The following is a 16,945-nucleotide window of genomic DNA, read 5'->3' as shown; positions in this document are numbered from 1 at the left end:
ATGTTTGGTTATGTACCTACCGGCCCATTTAATATGACCGATGAGGAAACCGAGGGAGTTGCTATACCTCGAACCAAATCACGCGCCTATATGATCGCAGTGTGGGCAGGGCCTTGGGGTGCCCACCAGTTTTTCCTCAACAATCCTGTTGCTGGGTATCTTCATTGGATTCCCGTGACCATGCTGGCGGCCTTCCCCTCATGGTTGGGCTTTGGAACGGGTTTGCCGTTGGCGGTTTTACTGAATGCGGTCGTGTGGTTTTATGCCATCTTTTCGATGGCAACCATGCCCGAGGATGATCCACGGCTACAGGGGCACACCTCAGAAAGATACGCCGACCGAATGATGTGGATGTGCAAAATTTCCCTGTGGGGCATTGATTTCTGGAAGAAACATCGCATCGCTCGGGCGGAGTAGGGTGGCGTCGAAAAGCAAAATCTTTTGCTCTTACTGTTCCTTCTTAAAAATGAATGCGGCATAAATCGTAACAGGAGAATCTCATGACTTCACTTAACTACCTGCGTCGACGTCGCCCCGGCAATCGCGAAAACATCGATAGAATCAAAGCCGGCATGTACGCCGACGCTAAGGCTTATCGACTCCGTACCCTCCGCGAGGATTCTGGTCTAACCCAAGAGTCTCTTGCAAGAAAGATTGGGGTTGGACAGAACCGAATTTCCCAAATGGAGAATGGCCACCTCACCTCGGCTCGCGTGTCTACCATTCAGAAGTACGTTGAGGCTCTCGGCGGCAGCCTTGAGCTCACTGTTAAACGAGCCGACGGAAGCACCGTGACTCTCCCCATCGAAGCAGAACAGGAAGGTCTAGCGGACGCCACTTAATGCCAAACGGCATAGCCATTACGGATGGAGGGTGGCGTCGAAAAGCAAAATCTTTTTGCTTTTAACTGAAGGTCACGATTGGCTTAATCACTTCGCCGCTGGCGGAATCTGCGAAGGCATCATTGATTTTCTCCAGCGGATAGGTGCGTACCAGCTTCTCGATGGGGAATTTGCCCTGACGCCACATGTGAACCAGGCGGGGGATGAAATCTTGCGGAATGGCGTCGCCTTCAACGATCGTTTGGAATTTCCAACCCCGCACAAGAGATGCACCCACCTCAAACGTGGCTTCAGCACCAGGTGCAGGCGCGCCGACAAGCCCGACAGTGCCGTTGATCGCAAGAGAATCTGCCGCCTGCCTGGTCACAGCAACCACGCCGGTTGTATCCAGCGCGAACTGTACGCCGTCACCAGTTAGTTCCTTGATTTTCTCCGCAGGATCCTCGTCCTTGGAATTGATCGTGTGGGTCGCCCCAAGTTCTTTGGCCATCTCAAGGCGGGAATTGTGGATATCAACAGCAATGATCGTGGTCGCTCCAGTCGCGGCTGCTGCCATAATCGCCGCGGAACCGACAGCTCCAGTGCCAAAAATTGCTACGGTATCTCCTGCTCCAACGCCGAGCGAGTTTAGGATCGCACCAGCTCCGGTGGACAAGCCACAGCCGAGAGGCCCCAGCAGTTCCAAAGGAACATCGTCATCGATTTTGACTACGCTGCGAGCGGAGACATTGGTGTAGTTGGCAAACGTGGATTGGCCGAAGAAATGGGAACCTACTTGTTCGCCATCTTGGGAAAATGCAGTCGATCCATCATCGCGGGTGCAGGCAAAGTTGCGGGCGTAAAAGTTTTCACAATATGCAGGTTTGCCACCCAGGCATTTCAGACATTGCCCACAAGAATTGAACCCTAAAACAACCTTGTCATCGGGTTTTACTGATGTGACCGCTGAACCTACGGCAACAACAATGCCTGCGCCTTCGTGACCAAATACAGCAGGAAGAAACGTTGGGTAGATCTGATCACGAACAATGGCGTCGGTGTGGCACACTCCCGCAGCAATAACGCGGACTTGAACCTCATCTGGTTTGGGCGCATCCAGATCAACAGTTGCGATTTCAAACGGTTGTTCCGTGGCACGAACAATTGCAGCAAGGGTTTTCATTTTTGCTCCTTATATATGGATGTAGTTTGGGCTACAGGTAGATGGTTTGGGTTTCTTGGTACGCCGCCAAGCCTTCAGGGCCTAATTCTCTGCCAAGGCCGCTGTTTTTCACACCGCCAAATGGCGCGGCTGGATCGGGGATGTAGCGGTTAATGCCAATTGTTCCGGTCTGCACCCGGCGCGCCAATGCGGCGCCTCTCTCTGGATCACTAGTCCACACGGTTCCTCCGAGGCCGAAATCGGAATTGTTGGCTAATTGGATGGCGTGCTCATCGTCTTTGTAAGAAATGACAGAGAGTACGGGGCCGAAGATTTCTTCTTGAGCTATTTTTGCGGTGTTGTCTACATCTGCAAATACTGTTGGTTCGATGAAGAATCCAGCGTCAAGATCCTGAGGGCGGCTGCCACCAACTGTGATGCGAGCACCGGAGGATTTTCCTTGAGAAATGTAGGATTCCACACGCTCACGCTGACGGGCAGTTGCCATTGGGCCGATTTGAGTCTCAGGGGAGGACACAGGCCCAACTTGCAGGCTGCCAGCAAAAGCAGTAAATGCGTCGACGACTTCCTTATACCGTGACAGTGGGGCAAGAATTCGGGTTCCAAGGAAACAGGTCTGCCCGTTATTAAGCAGGGTAGAAGTGAATAGACCTTCTCCGATTTTGGCGAGATCCAGATCAGCATCATCAAGCACAATGGCTGCCGATTTACCACCAAGCTCCAAGGTTGCCGGGCGCAGCAAACGTCCACATACCTCGCCGATTTTTTGTCCAGCAGCTGTCGAACCAGTAAAAGCCACCTTGTTGACCTGCGGGTGAGCAACCAAATAGGCGCCAGGCTCACGTCCGCCGGGAACGATGTTGACTACACCGTCAGGTACGCCGGCAGCTTCCACGGCTTCAGCCAGAAGGTATGCATCCAACACAGTTTCTGGAGACGGCTTGATCACAATGGTGCAGCCAGTGGCCAATGCTGGCGCGAGTTTAAACATGGTCAATGCTTGGGGGAAATTCCACGGCACAATTGCCGCCACCACGCCGATTGCTTGTCGACGAACCTCAATCTCACCGCCGAACATGCCTGGCCGGATTTCTGAGAATGATGTTGTGCTGACAAGGTCGGCGTAATACCTCAGAATTGCACTGGGGTATCCAGTTTCTAGTTGAGCAGCCACAGACACAGGCATGCCGTTTTGTGAGCTCACACGAGTTTGGAAATCTGCAGCTCGAGCATCGATTTCATCGGCAAGCTTGTGCATGACTTTGGCGCGTTCTGTTGGTTCCCACCCAGACCACACACTTGGATCATCGAAAGCAGTTCGTGCAGCTGAGACTGCGTTATCAATATCAGCTTCTACAGCATCAGGTACTTGCCCGATAGTTTGCTCTGTACTGGGATTAATAGGCGTGATGACTTGATCGCTCGCCGGAGCTATCCACTTACCACCGATAAAGAACTTGTCGTAGACAAGATTCATGGAGACTACCTTTCACACTTACAATGGGCGACACTTAACACATGACCTATTATTGTGTTTGGAATCACTTGTTGTTTGACTGAATGTGCCTGAGTTTTTGACGATTTACGCCATGAAGCTTCGATTGGAGGGCAGTGGAAAATGGATGAAGCTGAATCTGCCCAGTGGACGATACAAATGGAATCGGTATTTGGGCTTGATTTAAGGGCGGCTGATAAAAGTGCCCAAGGAGATCTAAGCCAGGCATTAATTGGTGAAGTGGCAACATTCCACATAGCGGGCAACCCGCAGTCGCTGCTTCGAACAACATCAGCAATTGCACACGCTGAAAGCGCCCCCGTAAAAGTATGCGCACTGCAATCAGGGACCATGGTGTTAAGCCGAAATGGTGAAGCAGATATACAACTTAGACCAGGGGAAATAGCCATTTACGATACGGCGGTTCCATACCAACTCCATTTTGAAGGGCAGTGGAATTGTGCAGTCATGACAGTGGCGCGAGAACAACTGTCGCTTCCGAACCGGACCTTAAACAATGCATTCCGCCAACACTTCCCGACCCCTGGTGCCGGTGCGGTGCTTACCCAATTAATTGAAACTTCGATACATGATGGAATCCAGGGTCAGGAATCTTCACAATTTTTAGGTCATGCCGCGATTGATCTGCTCGCAGGTCTTGTCTACGAAAAAGCCACCCCATATGCACCGGATGAAGCACTCCGCGTTGCCATTTACTCCTATATCCGAGACAACCTGGGCTCTGCACAACTTTCGGTCGCTACCGTTGCTCGAGCGCATCGACTTTCTGTTAGGACCCTTCATAGATTATTTGAAGGGGAAGAATACGGAGTAGCGGAATTAATACGGAACCTGCGTTTAGAGGAAGTACACCGAGATCTTCAGGATCCTCGACTCAAAAACCTCACAGTTTTAGCCATCGGCATGCGCCACGGCATTTCAAGCCAAGCGCATCTAACACGGCTGTTTCGCGCAAAGTATGGAGTTCCGCCAGCTGTCTTTCGGCGGGATCACCTTAAAGGCGCTGCTTGACGACGCATGTGGGGTGGAGGGGTGCGTCGAAAAGCAAAATTTTTGAGATTTGCCGTTGCGTTAAGATTTGGGCGTAACGTCGGACCTATGAGTGAGTACAACATTGCCCGCAAGTTTTTTTTGACGGATACACCCGTGACCTACTCAATCGAGACGCAAAGGCGATATCCGAGTATTACGCGGTGCCTGCGCTGATCGAATTCCCTGAACACGCTATCGCAGTAACCGATTCCAACCAGACCGAAGAGTTCTTTGCTGGCGCTTTCGGCCAGTATGAAGGAGTCACGGTCGCCGAGGCAGTCGTGGAGGTAGTCGCAGCAACTAGACATAGTATCTGGGCTGATGTCACCTGGAATCACCACGGCGGAGCACCGGTTGAGCGGAAAATGTACCAGCTCGTCCGTACTGGCGATGACTGGAAGATTGCTGTTTTGACGCCACTGGATACATGAACGGCCAATCAGTAGTGAAGATTCAGGAGGAACCGTGACGGGCGCTTCGAACAAGATGATCAGCGTTCCTTAACCGGTTGCGCGGCGGGAGGCGTCGAAAAGCAAAAGAACCCCCTGACTTTGTTACCCAAAGCCAGGGGGTTTTATTAGGGGTGGCTGACGGGGCTCGAACCCGCGACACCCAGGATCACAACCTGGTGCTCTACCAGCTGAACTACAGCCACCATTACCGCGTTAAGCAGCACGGATTATGTTAATGCACCGCACTGCTTTAATCAAAACGGCTGGTCAAGTGGGTATTACCACCACTTGTTGAGGGTGAGGTTAGCGATCTCAACGTTGTCGATGTAGTTGCCACGAACTGGATCGACCTCATCAGCGGCAGCGACGATATCAGAGACTCCTGCGCCACGAACGAAAATTGGAACTAGCTGGTTGGTGTGGTTGCCGGAGTGCCAGCCGTGGTTTGGCACGATTCCTGCAGCGCCGGTCATTGCGGACCAGTTTGGGTTATCGTCTGGGCCGGTCATGTAGCCGGTCTCGTGGTCGGCGGTGACAATCACGAGGGTTTCATCCCAGGAAGAGTTTTCTTCGACCCACTGGATGACGGTTTCTACAGCAGAGTTGAACGCTTGAACTTCTTCGATGTCACGGGCAATGTCGTTTGCGTGGCCTGCCCAGTCGATGGCGCCGCCCTCAATCATGACGTGGAAGCCGTCTTCGTCCTGGTTAAGAACGTTTAGCGCAGCCTTGGACATGGTGGCAAGGTCAACGACATCGTTTTGAGGGACATCGTAAGGAGTAACAGATTCGCCGTCGCGGTCGTGCTGAAGTGTATCTTCGACCTGGGCGAGTCCGAAGTACTTGTTGCTTTCAACCTGGCCGTTAGCCAAAGCTTCAAAGTCAGCGTCCTCTTCGATGAAGGTGAAGTCAGTTTCACCATTTGCTAGGCGCTCGTACTGGGAAGCCTGCATGTAGTCTTCATCAGCTTCGGTGATTGGGTTACCGTTGTTGTCGAAGAATGGGTGGCCAGCGCCCATGATGACGTTCAGGTCACTGCCGATCATCTCATCTGCCATTGCGTGGAGATCATTGCGGTTGGCATTGTGAGCAGCCCAAGCAGCAGGGGTTGCGTGGTTGAACGGCACCGATGAAACAACACCAGCAGCCTTACCCTTTTCAATCGCGTACTCAGAAGTGTTCTTTAGAGTCTCATTTGCGGAGTTCACACCGATCATGCCGTTGGTGGTTTTCACACCGGTAGCCATTGCGGTTCCTGCAGCTGCGGAGTCAGTGAAGTTCTCGTTGACGTAGTTGTGGTCAGCCCATGCGCGCTCAGGATCATAAGAGTTTCCATCCTGGTAGGTGGACTGTGAAAGCTGAGTCCACTCAGCGCTCTCATAAGCCTGAACAGGTGCGCCGCCTTCTACTGGGGCAACAGCTCCTGGCTCACCAGCAACCTGGTACTTGGTCTGGCCGGTCTCATACAGGTTGGTTGCTGCGACGTGGTTGAAGCCCATGCCGTCACCGATCATGTAGATGATGTTCTTTGGCGCATTCTGAGGCGCAGGTGCAGCATCGGAAGACGAGGAAAACAGTCCTGAGGAGCCGGAAACGTAGGAGGACGAAGCTGCGGCAGTGCCGGAAACTCCAGCGAGAACAATGCTTGAGGTGATTGCGCAAGTAATTGCAAGCGAACGACGCTTAAAAGACATCTGTTATTTCCTTATTTAAGTTCGACTGTGGAATTCAGGGCTTCACAGGGCTTCATTGGAAAGGGGGGTAAAAATGAAGCAAGCTTGGTATGAAAACCACGAGATTTTCCGAGATTTCACTCGGTCAATTCATAAGATAAGAGAAATAAGTTAAGTCTTGGATACTTTGAGGTTAACTCTTGAAGACTTATTGGGCTTCCTGCGCGAAAGTGTGCAGAAAGTGTGCAGAAAGTGTGCAGAAAGCTATATGCAAAGCATTAAAGCCCCTGACCTTTATCGCATTATGCGAGGTCAGGGGCTTATTTTGGTGCCCCCAGCAGGATTCGAACCCGCGACCAACCGGGTAGAAGCCGGTTGCTCTAATCCACTGAGCTATGGAGGCGAAAAGAAACTTATTCAGCAACAGCGAATGCAGTGCGAAAAGCTCCTCGAAACACTTTATATAGAAACCCCAACAATTGACAAGAAATGCTCAATTGTGTGAAGTCCCACAAATATGCTTCGGATTGGAACTTTACCGTACACCCGTGTTCGGCTATTACCGGGATCACTCAACTAGGGAACTTTAAGGTAGGGAGGTTAGATTAGGGGGCATGGATGAGCAGGTCGTTGCCGAGAATTCTGGTGGAGTAACTTCTCCAGCGTCACAATCACAAGCGTCACAAGCGAAAAGCAGCAAGGTTAAAATCACTTGGCCTTTTTATGTGTTGTTTGCTTTTGTGGCTGGTTTAGTCGGAGCTATTTTGGCGTGGGGTTTCCTTTCTGAGTCCCTGGCAGCTTTGGGTATTCCTGATCCAGGTCCTGTCACTACTGCAGGTTTGCCGTTTCTGCGTGCAGTCGGCTGGATTGTTGCTGCATTGTCTGTGGGTAGTTTTATGGCAACGACGTTTTTTATTAGTCCGCGGGAGATAAAACGAAGCGCTGAGGATGGTGCTACGCCGGCCACGTACCTCAACCGTTCGTACTTGTCAGTCGATGGGTTGATTGCTGCTCGAACTGGTTCTTTTGCTGCTATTTGTTTTGGGCTTGTGGCGCTTGTGATGATCCCGTTGGTGATGTCTGATCTTTCGGGGCAACCGTTTACCGACGCATTAAAGCCTCAGAATATAGCGGTTGCTTTTGAGCAAATTGCGCTGGCAAAAGCGTGGGCCTGGGTAGCTGGTTTTGCGTTTATAACTGGAATAGCGGGACTGTTTTGTCGTTCATGGATGTCGCAGCCATTGTTGTTTGCCGGTGCGATTGTGATGACAGTGCCACTCGGGCTAGAGGGGCACTCGGCTGCAGGTGGCGATCATGATTATGGAACCAACTCACTGTTGTGGCACTTGGTGCTGATGTTGTTGTGGGTGGGCGGTTTGATGGCGTTGATTGCGCATGCTCGCAGGATCGGCCCAAATACTGATATTGCAGTTAAGCGGTATTCCATAGTTGCCACCTATGCCGTGATCGGTATGGCGATCTCAGGAATTGTTAATGCGTTGTTGCGTATGGATTTTTCTGATTTGTTTACCACCACTTACGGCCTGCTGGTTCTTGCTAAAGCCATCGGCGTTGTTGTCGTTGGCATGTTTGGCCTGGCGCACCGCACTCTGACCATCCCAAAGCTTGAGAAAAACCCGAAAGATTCGGCGTTATTTACACGCGTTGCCATTGTTGAGGTGATCGCGATGGCAGCGGTGACCGGCATTGCGATTTCCATGGGCCGTACTCCGCCACCGACGCCAGAACTTCAAGATTTATCTGTTATGGCGTTGGAAATGGGCTATTCCTTGGAAAAAGAACCAACCTTATTCAACGTGTTTACCATGTGGCGCTTTGATTTAATGCTGGGCACAATCGGCATTTTGTTAGTGGCGTTCTATATCTGTGGCCTTGTGGGGTTGCGTCGACAAGCAAAAAAGTGGAACCACCTGCGCACCTTCTGGTGGATGCTGGGCTGTGCCACCCTGGTGGTCACCGTTTCTTCCGGCATCGGCATGAATATGCCGGCGACGTTTTCCATGCATATGGTCGCGCACATGCTGTTGTCCATGGTCATCCCCGTATTTTTGGTGCTTGGCGCGCCACTGACGTTGATCATGGAAGCCACATCGCCCGGTGAAGCTGGACGCCCAGGCCTACATGAATGGGCAGCGGTGCTGACAGATAATCCGTTGCTGAAGTTCATCATGCACCCAGCGGTAAACACCATTCAGTTCATCATCATTTTCTACGCGCTGTATCTGACCCCGCTGTACGACATCATGGTCTCTGAGCACGCCGGACACCTGATCATGAACTTTGTGTTCGTGATTTCCGGCTACCTTTACTACTGGGAAATGATTGGCCCAGACCCCAAACCGGAGGAGCGCACACACGTTTCCCGCCTTGCGTGGCTGACCTTCTCGATGCCGTTCCACCTCTTCTTCGGCGTATACCTCATGCAACTGCAAGTGATTTTGGCAGAAGATTTCTACAGCAAGCTCAACCTGCCATGGGACGTTGATCTGGCCTATGACCAGCTTGTTGGTGGCGGAATCGCATGGGCGTCGGGTTCATTCCCGCTGATTATTGTCTTTGGTTACCTCTTCCGTGGTTGGTTCCGTGAGGAAAGAATCGTGGAGAAAAAATACGAAGCCCAAGCCGAAGCCACTGGTTACGCCGACGCAGAGGAATACAACAAAATGCTTGCCCGCATGAATGAAGGGCACGACTTGCACGGCGATTACTACCAGGAAACGTTCGAGCCTAAAGATCCAGGGCCTGCAGACTCCGGGCCAAAAGCATAAGCTTTTCGACGCCTTCCCGCACCCCTTAAGCCCGCCCGCTGTGGATAACTCGCTCGCCTAATTGGTCAGGGCGCAAGTTATCCACAGGCGGGCTTTTTCGCGCTTTACGCAACCGTTGATCACTGCCAGACTGCCTGGTGAAAGCACTTCCCGGACAAGCAAGAAAAGGAAAAGAAAATGATCAACACACCCGTAACCATCGCTGGACGCATCGTTAGTGATTCCGTATATGTCGACAGAAAAGACAAACTCGATGGGGTCTTAAGGATCCGTGTGGCAAGCTCCAGGTCGTACCGACAAGGCGACAAATGGCATAACGTGGACAAAGTTTTTATCAACGTCGAAGCCTGGGGCAGACTCGGCATAAATTCCCATATTTCACTCAAACCTGGCGTTGCTGTCATCGTCCAAGGCTTTCTGTACACCAACGAATGGGAAGTCCAATCTTCGGATCCCAATTCTGACAAGGTAGAAAAACGCCAAGAAATCAGGATGCGTGCCACATCAATCGGCATTGATATGAATCACTACATCGTGGGATTTCAAGAGACCCGCCCCAACGTACAAAATGTTCCGGAGGGCGTGGAAATCCCCAACGCTGATTTTGAACATTATCCAAATGTAGATGCAAAACTTAAAGCAAAGGCGGAAACTGCGGAGGTGACGGAATCTTCTTCAGAGGCGGAGAACAAGGAGGAGAACAAGGAACCAGAAAAGGAGAAAGAGCTTGCCATGGTAGGTGCCTCAGGAGGTGCCTCAAGAGGGGCCTCACAAAAAACAGACGAAGACGCACCGTTTTAGTGCCTGAATTTTCCAGTAGAGACAGCAGGGGAGGCGGCAGGGGAATGATTTCCTGCTCCTCCTATCTGTATTCGTGAATTGCTCTAAGGACGTTCTAGCCTGCGTAAGGTCCCTAAATTGGCGTTGCTCATGTAATCTTGTCTGCTGAGTACTTAAACGCAAATACGCATTTAAAAGGGGTTACATTGGGCGAGTTCATCTACACGATGAAGAACGTGCGTAAGGCAATCGGTGACAAAGTCATCTTGGACAATGTCTACATGTCCTTCTACCCAGGCGCCAAGATTGGTGTCGTCGGACCCAACGGTGCCGGTAAATCTTCAATTCTGAAGATCATGGCAGGGTTGGATCAGCCTTCCAACGGTGAAGCATTCCTGGATCCAGGCGCAACCGTGGGCATCCTGCTGCAGGAACCACCGCTAAACGAAGAAAAGACGGTTCGCCAAAACGTTGAAGAGGGTCTTGGAGAGATCTTCGAAAAGAAGCAGCGTTTTGAAGCCATTGCAGAAGAAATGGCAACCAACTACACCGATGAGCTCATGGAAGAAATGGGCGTTCTCCAGGAAGCTCTCGACGCAGCTGATGCGTGGGAGATTGATTCCAAGATCGAGCAGGCACTGGATGCACTGCGCTGCCCTCCAGGAGATGAGCCAGTAACCCACCTTTCTGGTGGTGAGCGTCGCCGCGTTGCCCTGGCTAAGCTGCTGCTTTCAGAGCCTGATCTTCTGCTTCTTGATGAGCCTACTAACCACCTCGACGCTGAGTCAGTGTTGTGGCTGGAGAAGCACCTGGCTGACTACAAGGGCGCTGTCCTTGCCGTCACACACGATCGTTACTTCCTCGATCACGTCGCACAGTGGATCTGTGAAGTTGACCGTGGCCAGCTGCACCCTTATGAAGGCAACTACTCCACTTACCTGGAGAAGAAGGCCGAGCGTCTTGAAGTTGCTGGCAAGAAGGACCAGAAGCTGCAAAAGCGTCTGAAGGATGAGCTCGCTTGGGTTCGTTCCGGTGCAAAGGCCCGCCAGGCTAAAAACAAGGCTCGTCTGCAGCGTTACGACGAGATGGTTGCGGAAGCTGAGAAGTACCGCAAACTCGACTTCGAAGAAATCCAGATCCCAACCCCACCACGCCTGGGCAACAAGGTCGTGGAGGTCAAGGACCTGGAGAAGGGCTTCGACGGCCGCGTGCTGATCAAGGATCTTTCCTTCACCTTGCCTCGTAACGGCATCGTCGGTGTCATTGGACCAAACGGTGTGGGTAAGTCCACCTTGTTCAAGACCATCGTTGGCCTTGAGCAGCCAGATGCAGGCAAGGTCGAAATCGGCGATACCGTCCAGCTGTCCTACGTGGATCAGGGCCGTGAAAACATTGATCCAGAAAAGACCGTATGGGAAGTCGTTTCCGACGGACTGGACTACATCATTGTTGGCCAGAACGAAATGCCATCACGTGCATACCTATCTGCGTTCGGCTTCAAGGGTGCAGATCAGCAAAAGCCATCCAAGGTTTTGTCCGGTGGTGAGCGCAACCGCCTCAACCTGGCACTGACCTTGAAGCAGGGCGGAAACCTGATCCTGCTCGATGAGCCTACAAACGACCTCGATGTGGAAACCCTCGGTTCTTTGGAAAACGCGCTCCAGAACTTCCCTGGCTGTGCAGTGGTTATTTCCCACGACCGTTGGTTCCTGGACCGCACCTGTACCCACATCCTTGCGTGGGAAGGCAACATTGCAGAAGGCCAGTGGTACTGGTTTGAAGGCAACTTCGAAGACTACGAGAAGAACAAGGTTGAGCGCCTCGGTGCCGATGCCGCACGTCCTTCTCGTGTCACTCACCGCAAGCTGACTCGCTAAAAATTTTAGAAAACCTGCTGTTCTTATTTTTCACAATGAGAGCAGCAGGTTTTTTATTTGGTGTTCTCCTGCCACGAAGCAGCTTTAAAGGGGAAGAAACTCCAGGTTAAAATCGCTAAATGTGCTCAGCTTTGTTGTATCGGTAGAATGCTTCCGAGACGCTTGTTTTGCAGCAGTGAGCAAACAGACAGTAACAAAGAAAGAGGCTAGGCAACCCCCATGGCAGCCAACAATGAAGACAACTCCCAAAGCAACCTCCATGTCACGGAGGTGGATCTGCGTTGGTCGGATTTTGATCGTTTTGGGCACGTCAACAATGCGGCGTTCATCGAGATCGCTCAGGAAGCTCGCCTGACTTTCGCAGAGGATCAGTTCCGTGAGCGCGGTTATGAAATCCCTGCCGTTTTCGTCCGCCACCTTGAGGTTGATTATTTGCGCGCAATTTTGCCTGATACCACAAAGGCTGTGGTGGAAACGCAGGTAACCAAGCTGGGTAACACGTCGTTTAGCACTCGCCAGGAAGTCAAGGACCGCAATGGTCGCGTGTGCTGCGTGGTTGATTGCGTGCAGGTGGCGGTCAATATTCAAACTGCTGCGCCTCGCTCGATCAGCAAGGTGGAGCGTAAGGTTTTGACAGCGGTTGCAACCGATGAGGTGCAGTCGCAGGAAGCACTTGAAAAGTAGTGGTGGAGACACTTTCTATTAGCTCTGGCGCCCGCGGTTTGCAGGCGCTTATTGCACGTGCAGTTGGTTTGGATGATTTGGCCAGTGCACGTTTTCGTCAGCTGACCCCTGAGATCGTTGATGTTTTTGTTACTACGCCGTTTAATGTGACGGCGTCGCGCCGGGTGTTTGGCGTGGCTGGTCGGGATGGCGCTGCGGTGGGCGCGAAGGATTTGTTGCAGGCACTCACCGAAAATAGGGAAGAGGTCGGCACCTCCCGCGACGCCAGCTGGCCTGGCTCCTTGCCGCCGGCCACCGGCTTTACGCTTGTCGACGAACTCCCCACCCACGTGGTGCGCACCTTGGCTGATCAGGGCCAGGCGTTGGCTCGACAATTTTCCGGCCCGCTGGGTCCACCGGCATCGTTGATGGACCAGGAAGTTATTTCCGCCGAAGGTAACGGCAAGAAGGCCGGAATCCCTATGCGCACGGTGTTTACCTGCACCTCGCTTGGTTTGATCCCCGGCTTTGAGGCGCCGAATGATGTTCCTAGGCATCTGCGGGTGTCAGTCAATGGCCGGTGGACCCGCGTGGATGCCCCATATGGCAGCGTTTATCATTCTTCAGGTTTGGGTCTTAGCGTTTTCTAATCCTGTGTGTGCGGGTCTGGGTTGGAATTAATCAACATGTCGGCTGCGCGCAGCATATGTTCCCAAATAGCTTCGCGCTGCTCGGGGGTTAATTCCACACCATCGAGTGCATTGGACATAAGTTCCAGCCAGCGTTCCGCCGCAGTTACCCCGATGGGGTAGTGGGCATGCCGCATGCGTAGGCGGGGATGTCCGCGTTGTTCCTGATAGTCTTTCGGGCCGCCCCAATACTGCATGAGGAACATTTTTAAGCGCTGTTCCGCACCTTCGAAATCATCTGGCGGATACATGGGTCCCAAAATATCATCGTTGGGGACTTGCTCATAAAAACGGTGGACGATGAGGGAAAACGTTTCCTCACCGCCCACAGAGTCATAGAAATTTTCTGGGGTGGTCATACCCCCTAGTCTAGGCCTTAGCTGTCTGCCTGTTTAACCACTGCTCCCATGCCGTGAGGGTATGGGGTGGTGATTCCTTCTCGCTGCATATCGGAAAGCACGCGGGCATACACGTAGCGTTGAACTTCCCACTGATAGCCAGGCAGAGTTTTCACCACACCGCGGAAGGTCATGTGGTCTGGTTCGAAAGCGGAGATACCTTTCATTTTTGGTACTTCGATCACGGCGTCTTTGATGGCGTCTTGCTTTACGGCATCTAAGAAGGACTGTTCAATGACTTCCCATGCGCGTTCGCTGTCGTTGGATAGACCAACGGGAACCTCAAATCGTGCGATGGCGTATTCATTTGAGAAATTGCCCACGCGCAAAATTTCGCCGTTTCGCACGTACCACACCGTGCCATCCATATCGCGCAAAGTGGTGGTGCGCAGGCTGATATCTTCCACGTCGCCAATGATGCCGTCGCCGACATCAATGGTGTCGCCTACTCCGTATTGGTCCTCGATGAGCATGAAAATACCACTGAGAAAGTCTTTGACCAGCGATTGCGCACCAAAACCAAGGGCGACACCGGCAACACCTGCCGATGCGATCAGCGGTGCGACATTGAGGCCGAGCTTATCCAAAATCGTCAGCGCAGCCCAGGTCCATACAAAAATGGCGACAGCTGACTTACCGACAGCGCCCAAAGTTCTAATGCGTGCCTGCCTGCGTTGTTCCTGAGTTTTGCGCATGATCACAACCTCAGGTGGAATTTCTTCCTTTTTGGCACCTCCCCTGCCAAAAATTCGGGGCATCTCAGCTTTGGGCGGGGTTTTCACACCACGTTCCACTGCTTTAGTAATGAGTTTTCGCAGCAGCCAATGGGCGAAAAACGCGACTACCAAAGTGATTGCGATAGAAATTGGCTTATCGATCAGCCAATCCTGAGTGAGTGGGTTATCCCACCAACTGGACACATCTTGGACAAGATTTTCTGTGTTTGTACTAGCGGTAACCATTGGCCACGAGGGTAGTACCGGTTCTTAGGATTTTCTACCTCAAGACATAAAATGGCCAGCATGTCCAAACTAGCCTTAACAATGTCCAACGTTACCGTCCGGCGTGGGGAAAAATTGCTTCTCGACGACATCTCCCTTGATATTCCCACCGGCTCGCATTGGGCCGTACTTGGACCAAATGGCGCAGGTAAAACCACCATGTTAAAGATTGCAGCCACCTTGCTGTACCCCTCGGAAGGCACCGTAGATATTTTGGGGCATCGTTTCGGCCGTGTAGATACCCGCGAGCTGCGCAAAACAATCGGCCTGGTGGATCCGAAACAAAAATTTAGCAATATGCCTGCCCATGAAATTGTGCTGTCGGGGTTAACTGCGTCTAACGGTGTGCTGCCAAGGTGGACTGCCACTGATGAGCAGCTGGCCAAATGCACTGAAATGATCGAGCTAGTGGGTATGGCTTCGCGCGCCGATCGCTTCTGGGTAGATATGAGCCAGGGCGAAAAAGCACGAACGTTAATTGCACGTGCGCTTGTCATCTCACCCGCGTTGCTGCTTCTCGACGAACCCACCACCGGCCTTGACCTGCCGGGACGTGAAACTCTGCTGGGTGTCATCGATACGCTGCGAGCCTCTATGCCGGAGCTCACCACCGTGATGATTACCCACCACGTCGAAGAAATTGCTGCCTCCACCACAAATATCTTGATGATCAAAGACGCCCGTGTGCTGGCAGCTGGAACAGTTGAAGAGGTCATGACACCCGACAATTTGGGTGCGTTATATGACATGTCCGTTGCGCTGGAGACAGTTCGTGGTCGGTGGTTTGCCTTTGAGGGGCTGCATTAAACTCACCCCGTTTTGCACAAAAATGAACAGCTTGGTCTATCATTGCCAGAAGGCCGGCCCGTTACGGGCGCAACATTTTAAGTTCAGGAGTTGATCTACCTTGTCTTTTGACCCAAACACCCAGGGTTTCTCCACTGCTTCAATTCACGCTGGGTATGAGCCAGACGACTACTATGGTTCGATCAACACCCCTATTTATGCGTCGACTACCTTTGCTCAGAATGCTCCAAATGAGCTGCGCAAGGGCTACGAGTACACGCGTGTGGGCAACCCGACCATTGTGGCATTAGAGCAAACTGTCGCGGCCCTTGAAGGTGCAAAATACGGCCGTGCTTTTTCTTCCGGCATGGCTGCAACGGACATCTTGTTCCGCGTGCTGCTCAAGCCAGGTGATCATATTGTTCTCGGCAATGATGCTTACGGCGGAACTTATCGCCTGATCGACACCGTGTTCACCGCATGGGGCATTGAATACACCGTGGTTGATACCTCCGTTGTGGACGAGGTTAAGGCAGCGATTAAGGAGAACACCAAGCTGATCTGGGTGGAAACTCCAACCAACCCAGCACTGGGTATCACCGATATTGAGGCAGTGGCAAAACTGACTGAAGGCACAGACGCCAAGCTGGTCGTGGACAACACCTTTGCATCCCCATACCTGCAGCAGCCACTGAAGTTGGGTGCGCACGCAGTGCTGCACTCCACCACCAAATACATTGGTGGTCACTCCGATGTGGTCGGTGGCCTTGTTGTCACCAATGATCAGGAGATGGATGAAGAGCTGCTGTTTATGCAAAGCGGCATCGGCCCAATCCCATCTGTTTTTGATGCCTACCTGACTGCTCGTGGTTTGAAGACATTGGCTGTGCGTATGGATCGCCACTGCGACAATGCGGAAAAGGTTGCGGAATTCCTAGATTCCCGTCCTGAGGTTTCCACCGTTTTGTACCCAGGCTTGAAGGATCACCCTGGCCACGAAGTTGCAGCGAAGCAGATGAAGCGCTTTGGTGGCATGATTTCGGTGCGTTTTGCTGGCGGCGAAGAAGCAGCTAAGAAGTTCTGTACCTCCACCAAGTTGATCTGTTTGGCTGAATCCCTTGGCGGTGTGGAATCTCTACTCGAGCACCCTGCCACCATGACCCACCAGTCAGCTGCGGGATCTCAGCTTGAAGTCCCACGTGACTTGGTGCGTATCTCCATTGGTATTGAAGATATAGAAGATCTGCTCGCAGATGTCGAGCAGGCTCTCAATAATCTTTAGCAA

The 16,945-nt window shown here is 52.2% G+C and carries 16 protein-coding genes and 2 tRNA genes; 11 read left to right on the top strand and 7 right to left on the bottom strand.

Translation table 11 applies throughout. The annotated features are described in order from the left end of the window. Entirely contained in the window at positions 1-417 is a 417-nt protein-coding gene (locus N24_RS12825) for a hypothetical protein (RefSeq protein WP_096457829.1), read from the top strand. An 83-nt stretch (positions 418-500) separates the two neighbouring features. After that, positions 501-842: a helix-turn-helix domain-containing protein gene (locus tag N24_RS12820; protein ID WP_096457826.1), complete on the top strand. Its 342-nt coding sequence runs from the start codon at positions 501-503 to the stop codon at positions 840-842. Between the two features lie 61 nt (positions 843-903). Here N24_RS12820 and N24_RS12815 read toward each other — a convergent pair whose 3' ends face one another. Beyond that, a complete protein-coding gene (locus N24_RS12815) occupies positions 904-2,004 on the bottom strand; it encodes an NAD(P)-dependent alcohol dehydrogenase (protein WP_096457823.1) in 1,101 nt (366 codons plus the stop codon). A gap of 31 nt (positions 2,005-2,035) precedes the next feature. Next, the gene (locus N24_RS12810) at positions 2,036-3,481 is read right to left on the bottom strand and encodes an aldehyde dehydrogenase (protein WP_096457820.1); all 1,446 of its coding nucleotides are present in this window, start codon (positions 3,479-3,481) and stop codon (positions 2,036-2,038) included. A gap of 141 nt (positions 3,482-3,622) precedes the next feature. Here N24_RS12810 and N24_RS12805 point away from each other — a divergent pair, with 141 nt between their 5' ends. After that, on the top strand, positions 3,623-4,531 hold the full coding sequence (locus N24_RS12805) for a helix-turn-helix domain-containing protein (protein ID WP_231911007.1): 909 nt from the start codon (positions 3,623-3,625) through the stop codon (positions 4,529-4,531). Between the two features lie 182 nt (positions 4,532-4,713). Next, positions 4,714-4,983 carry a hypothetical protein gene (locus N24_RS12800; RefSeq protein ID WP_096457817.1) on the top strand — a complete coding sequence of 90 codons (270 nt, stop codon included), beginning with the start codon at positions 4,714-4,716 and terminating at the stop codon, positions 4,981-4,983. A 151-nt stretch (positions 4,984-5,134) separates the two neighbouring features. Here N24_RS12800 and N24_RS12795 read toward each other — a convergent pair. The 3 genes from N24_RS12795 to N24_RS12785 form a co-directional block, all read right to left on the bottom strand. After that, positions 5,135-5,207: transfer RNA gene (locus N24_RS12795), tRNA-His, on the bottom strand. 75 nt (positions 5,208-5,282) lie between these two features. Next, positions 5,283-6,698, bottom strand: a complete 1,416-nt coding sequence (locus tag N24_RS12790; RefSeq protein ID WP_096457814.1) for an alkaline phosphatase — start codon at positions 6,696-6,698, stop codon at positions 5,283-5,285. Between the two features lie 305 nt (positions 6,699-7,003). Next, positions 7,004-7,080 (bottom strand) — tRNA-Arg (locus N24_RS12785). Positions 7,081-7,291: 211 nt separating this feature from the next. Here N24_RS12785 and N24_RS12780 point away from each other — a divergent pair. The 5 genes from N24_RS12780 (at position 7,292) to N24_RS12760 (ending at position 13,436) form a co-directional block, all read left to right on the top strand. Further along, positions 7,292-9,466, top strand: a complete 2,175-nt coding sequence (locus tag N24_RS12780; protein WP_096457811.1) for a cytochrome c oxidase assembly protein — start codon at positions 7,292-7,294, stop codon at positions 9,464-9,466. A gap of 177 nt (positions 9,467-9,643) precedes the next feature. Then, the gene (locus N24_RS12775; RefSeq protein ID WP_096457808.1) at positions 9,644-10,267 is read left to right on the top strand and encodes a single-stranded DNA-binding protein; all 624 of its coding nucleotides are present in this window, start codon (positions 9,644-9,646) and stop codon (positions 10,265-10,267) included. Positions 10,268-10,452: 185 nt separating this feature from the next. Beyond that, positions 10,453-12,123: an energy-dependent translational throttle protein EttA gene (gene ettA / locus N24_RS12770; RefSeq protein WP_096457805.1), complete on the top strand. Its 1,671-nt coding sequence runs from the start codon at positions 10,453-10,455 to the stop codon at positions 12,121-12,123. A 219-nt stretch (positions 12,124-12,342) separates the two neighbouring features. Continuing rightward, entirely contained in the window at positions 12,343-12,807 is a 465-nt protein-coding gene (locus tag N24_RS12765; protein WP_096457802.1) for an acyl-CoA thioesterase, read from the top strand. After that, positions 12,807-13,436, top strand: a complete 630-nt coding sequence (locus N24_RS12760) for a hypothetical protein (protein WP_096457799.1) — start codon at positions 12,807-12,809, stop codon at positions 13,434-13,436. Before N24_RS12765 ends, N24_RS12760 begins: the two co-directional genes overlap by 1 nt. Here N24_RS12760 and N24_RS12755 read toward each other — a convergent pair. Both N24_RS12755 and N24_RS12750 read right to left on the bottom strand, forming a co-directional pair. After that, a complete protein-coding gene (locus tag N24_RS12755; RefSeq protein WP_096457796.1) occupies positions 13,433-13,834 on the bottom strand; it encodes a globin in 402 nt (133 codons plus the stop codon). The two genes, N24_RS12760 and N24_RS12755, sit on opposite strands and share 4 nt — an antisense overlap. A gap of 17 nt (positions 13,835-13,851) precedes the next feature. Continuing rightward, complete coding sequence (locus N24_RS12750) at positions 13,852-14,835, bottom strand: mechanosensitive ion channel family protein (RefSeq protein ID WP_096457793.1); 984 nt, start codon at positions 14,833-14,835, stop codon at positions 13,852-13,854. A gap of 60 nt (positions 14,836-14,895) precedes the next feature. On the opposite strand from N24_RS12750, the gene N24_RS12745 reads away from it, so the two are divergent. Together N24_RS12745 and N24_RS12740 are read left to right on the top strand one after the other, a co-directional pair. Continuing rightward, positions 14,896-15,681, top strand: a complete 786-nt coding sequence (locus tag N24_RS12745) for an ABC transporter ATP-binding protein (RefSeq protein ID WP_331713133.1) — start codon at positions 14,896-14,898, stop codon at positions 15,679-15,681. Between the two features lie 100 nt (positions 15,682-15,781). Next, the gene (locus N24_RS12740; protein WP_096457787.1) at positions 15,782-16,942 is read left to right on the top strand and encodes a cystathionine gamma-synthase; all 1,161 of its coding nucleotides are present in this window, start codon (positions 15,782-15,784) and stop codon (positions 16,940-16,942) included. The last annotated feature ends 3 nt before the right edge of the window (positions 16,943-16,945 follow it).

The sequence above is a fragment of the Corynebacterium suranareeae genome, assembly GCF_002355155.1.
GTDB lineage: Bacteria > Actinomycetota > Actinomycetes > Mycobacteriales > Mycobacteriaceae > Corynebacterium > Corynebacterium suranareeae.
The sequence above is the reverse complement of the archived record's forward strand: the minus strand, read 5'-3'. Positions and strand labels throughout refer to the sequence as shown.

What these genes read in the sequence shown, in the direction of transcription:
- N24_RS12750 (WP_096457793.1), bottom strand. Translation starts at nt 14,835, where the DNA reads ATGGTTACCGCTAGTACAAACACAGAAAATCTTGTCCAAGATGTGTCC.
- N24_RS12810 (WP_096457820.1), bottom strand. Translation starts at nt 3,481, where the DNA reads ATGAATCTTGTCTACGACAAGTTCTTTATCGGTGGTAAGTGGATAGCT.
- N24_RS12825 (WP_096457829.1), top strand. Translation starts at nt 1, where the DNA reads ATGTTTGGTTATGTACCTACCGGCCCATTTAATATGACCGATGAGGAA.
- N24_RS12790 (WP_096457814.1), bottom strand. Translation starts at nt 6,698, where the DNA reads ATGTCTTTTAAGCGTCGTTCGCTTGCAATTACTTGCGCAATCACCTCA.
- N24_RS12820 (WP_096457826.1), top strand. Translation starts at nt 501, where the DNA reads ATGACTTCACTTAACTACCTGCGTCGACGTCGCCCCGGCAATCGCGAA.
- N24_RS12765 (WP_096457802.1), top strand. Translation starts at nt 12,343, where the DNA reads ATGGCAGCCAACAATGAAGACAACTCCCAAAGCAACCTCCATGTCACG.
- N24_RS12745 (WP_331713133.1), top strand. Translation starts at nt 14,896, where the DNA reads ATGTCCAAACTAGCCTTAACAATGTCCAACGTTACCGTCCGGCGTGGG.
- N24_RS12775 (WP_096457808.1), top strand. Translation starts at nt 9,644, where the DNA reads ATGATCAACACACCCGTAACCATCGCTGGACGCATCGTTAGTGATTCC.
- N24_RS12815 (WP_096457823.1), bottom strand. Translation starts at nt 2,004, where the DNA reads ATGAAAACCCTTGCTGCAATTGTTCGTGCCACGGAACAACCGTTTGAA.
- N24_RS12755 (WP_096457796.1), bottom strand. Translation starts at nt 13,834, where the DNA reads ATGACCACCCCAGAAAATTTCTATGACTCTGTGGGCGGTGAGGAAACG.
- N24_RS12780 (WP_096457811.1), top strand. Translation starts at nt 7,292, where the DNA reads ATGGATGAGCAGGTCGTTGCCGAGAATTCTGGTGGAGTAACTTCTCCA.
- N24_RS12805 (WP_231911007.1), top strand. Translation starts at nt 3,623, where the DNA reads ATGGATGAAGCTGAATCTGCCCAGTGGACGATACAAATGGAATCGGTA.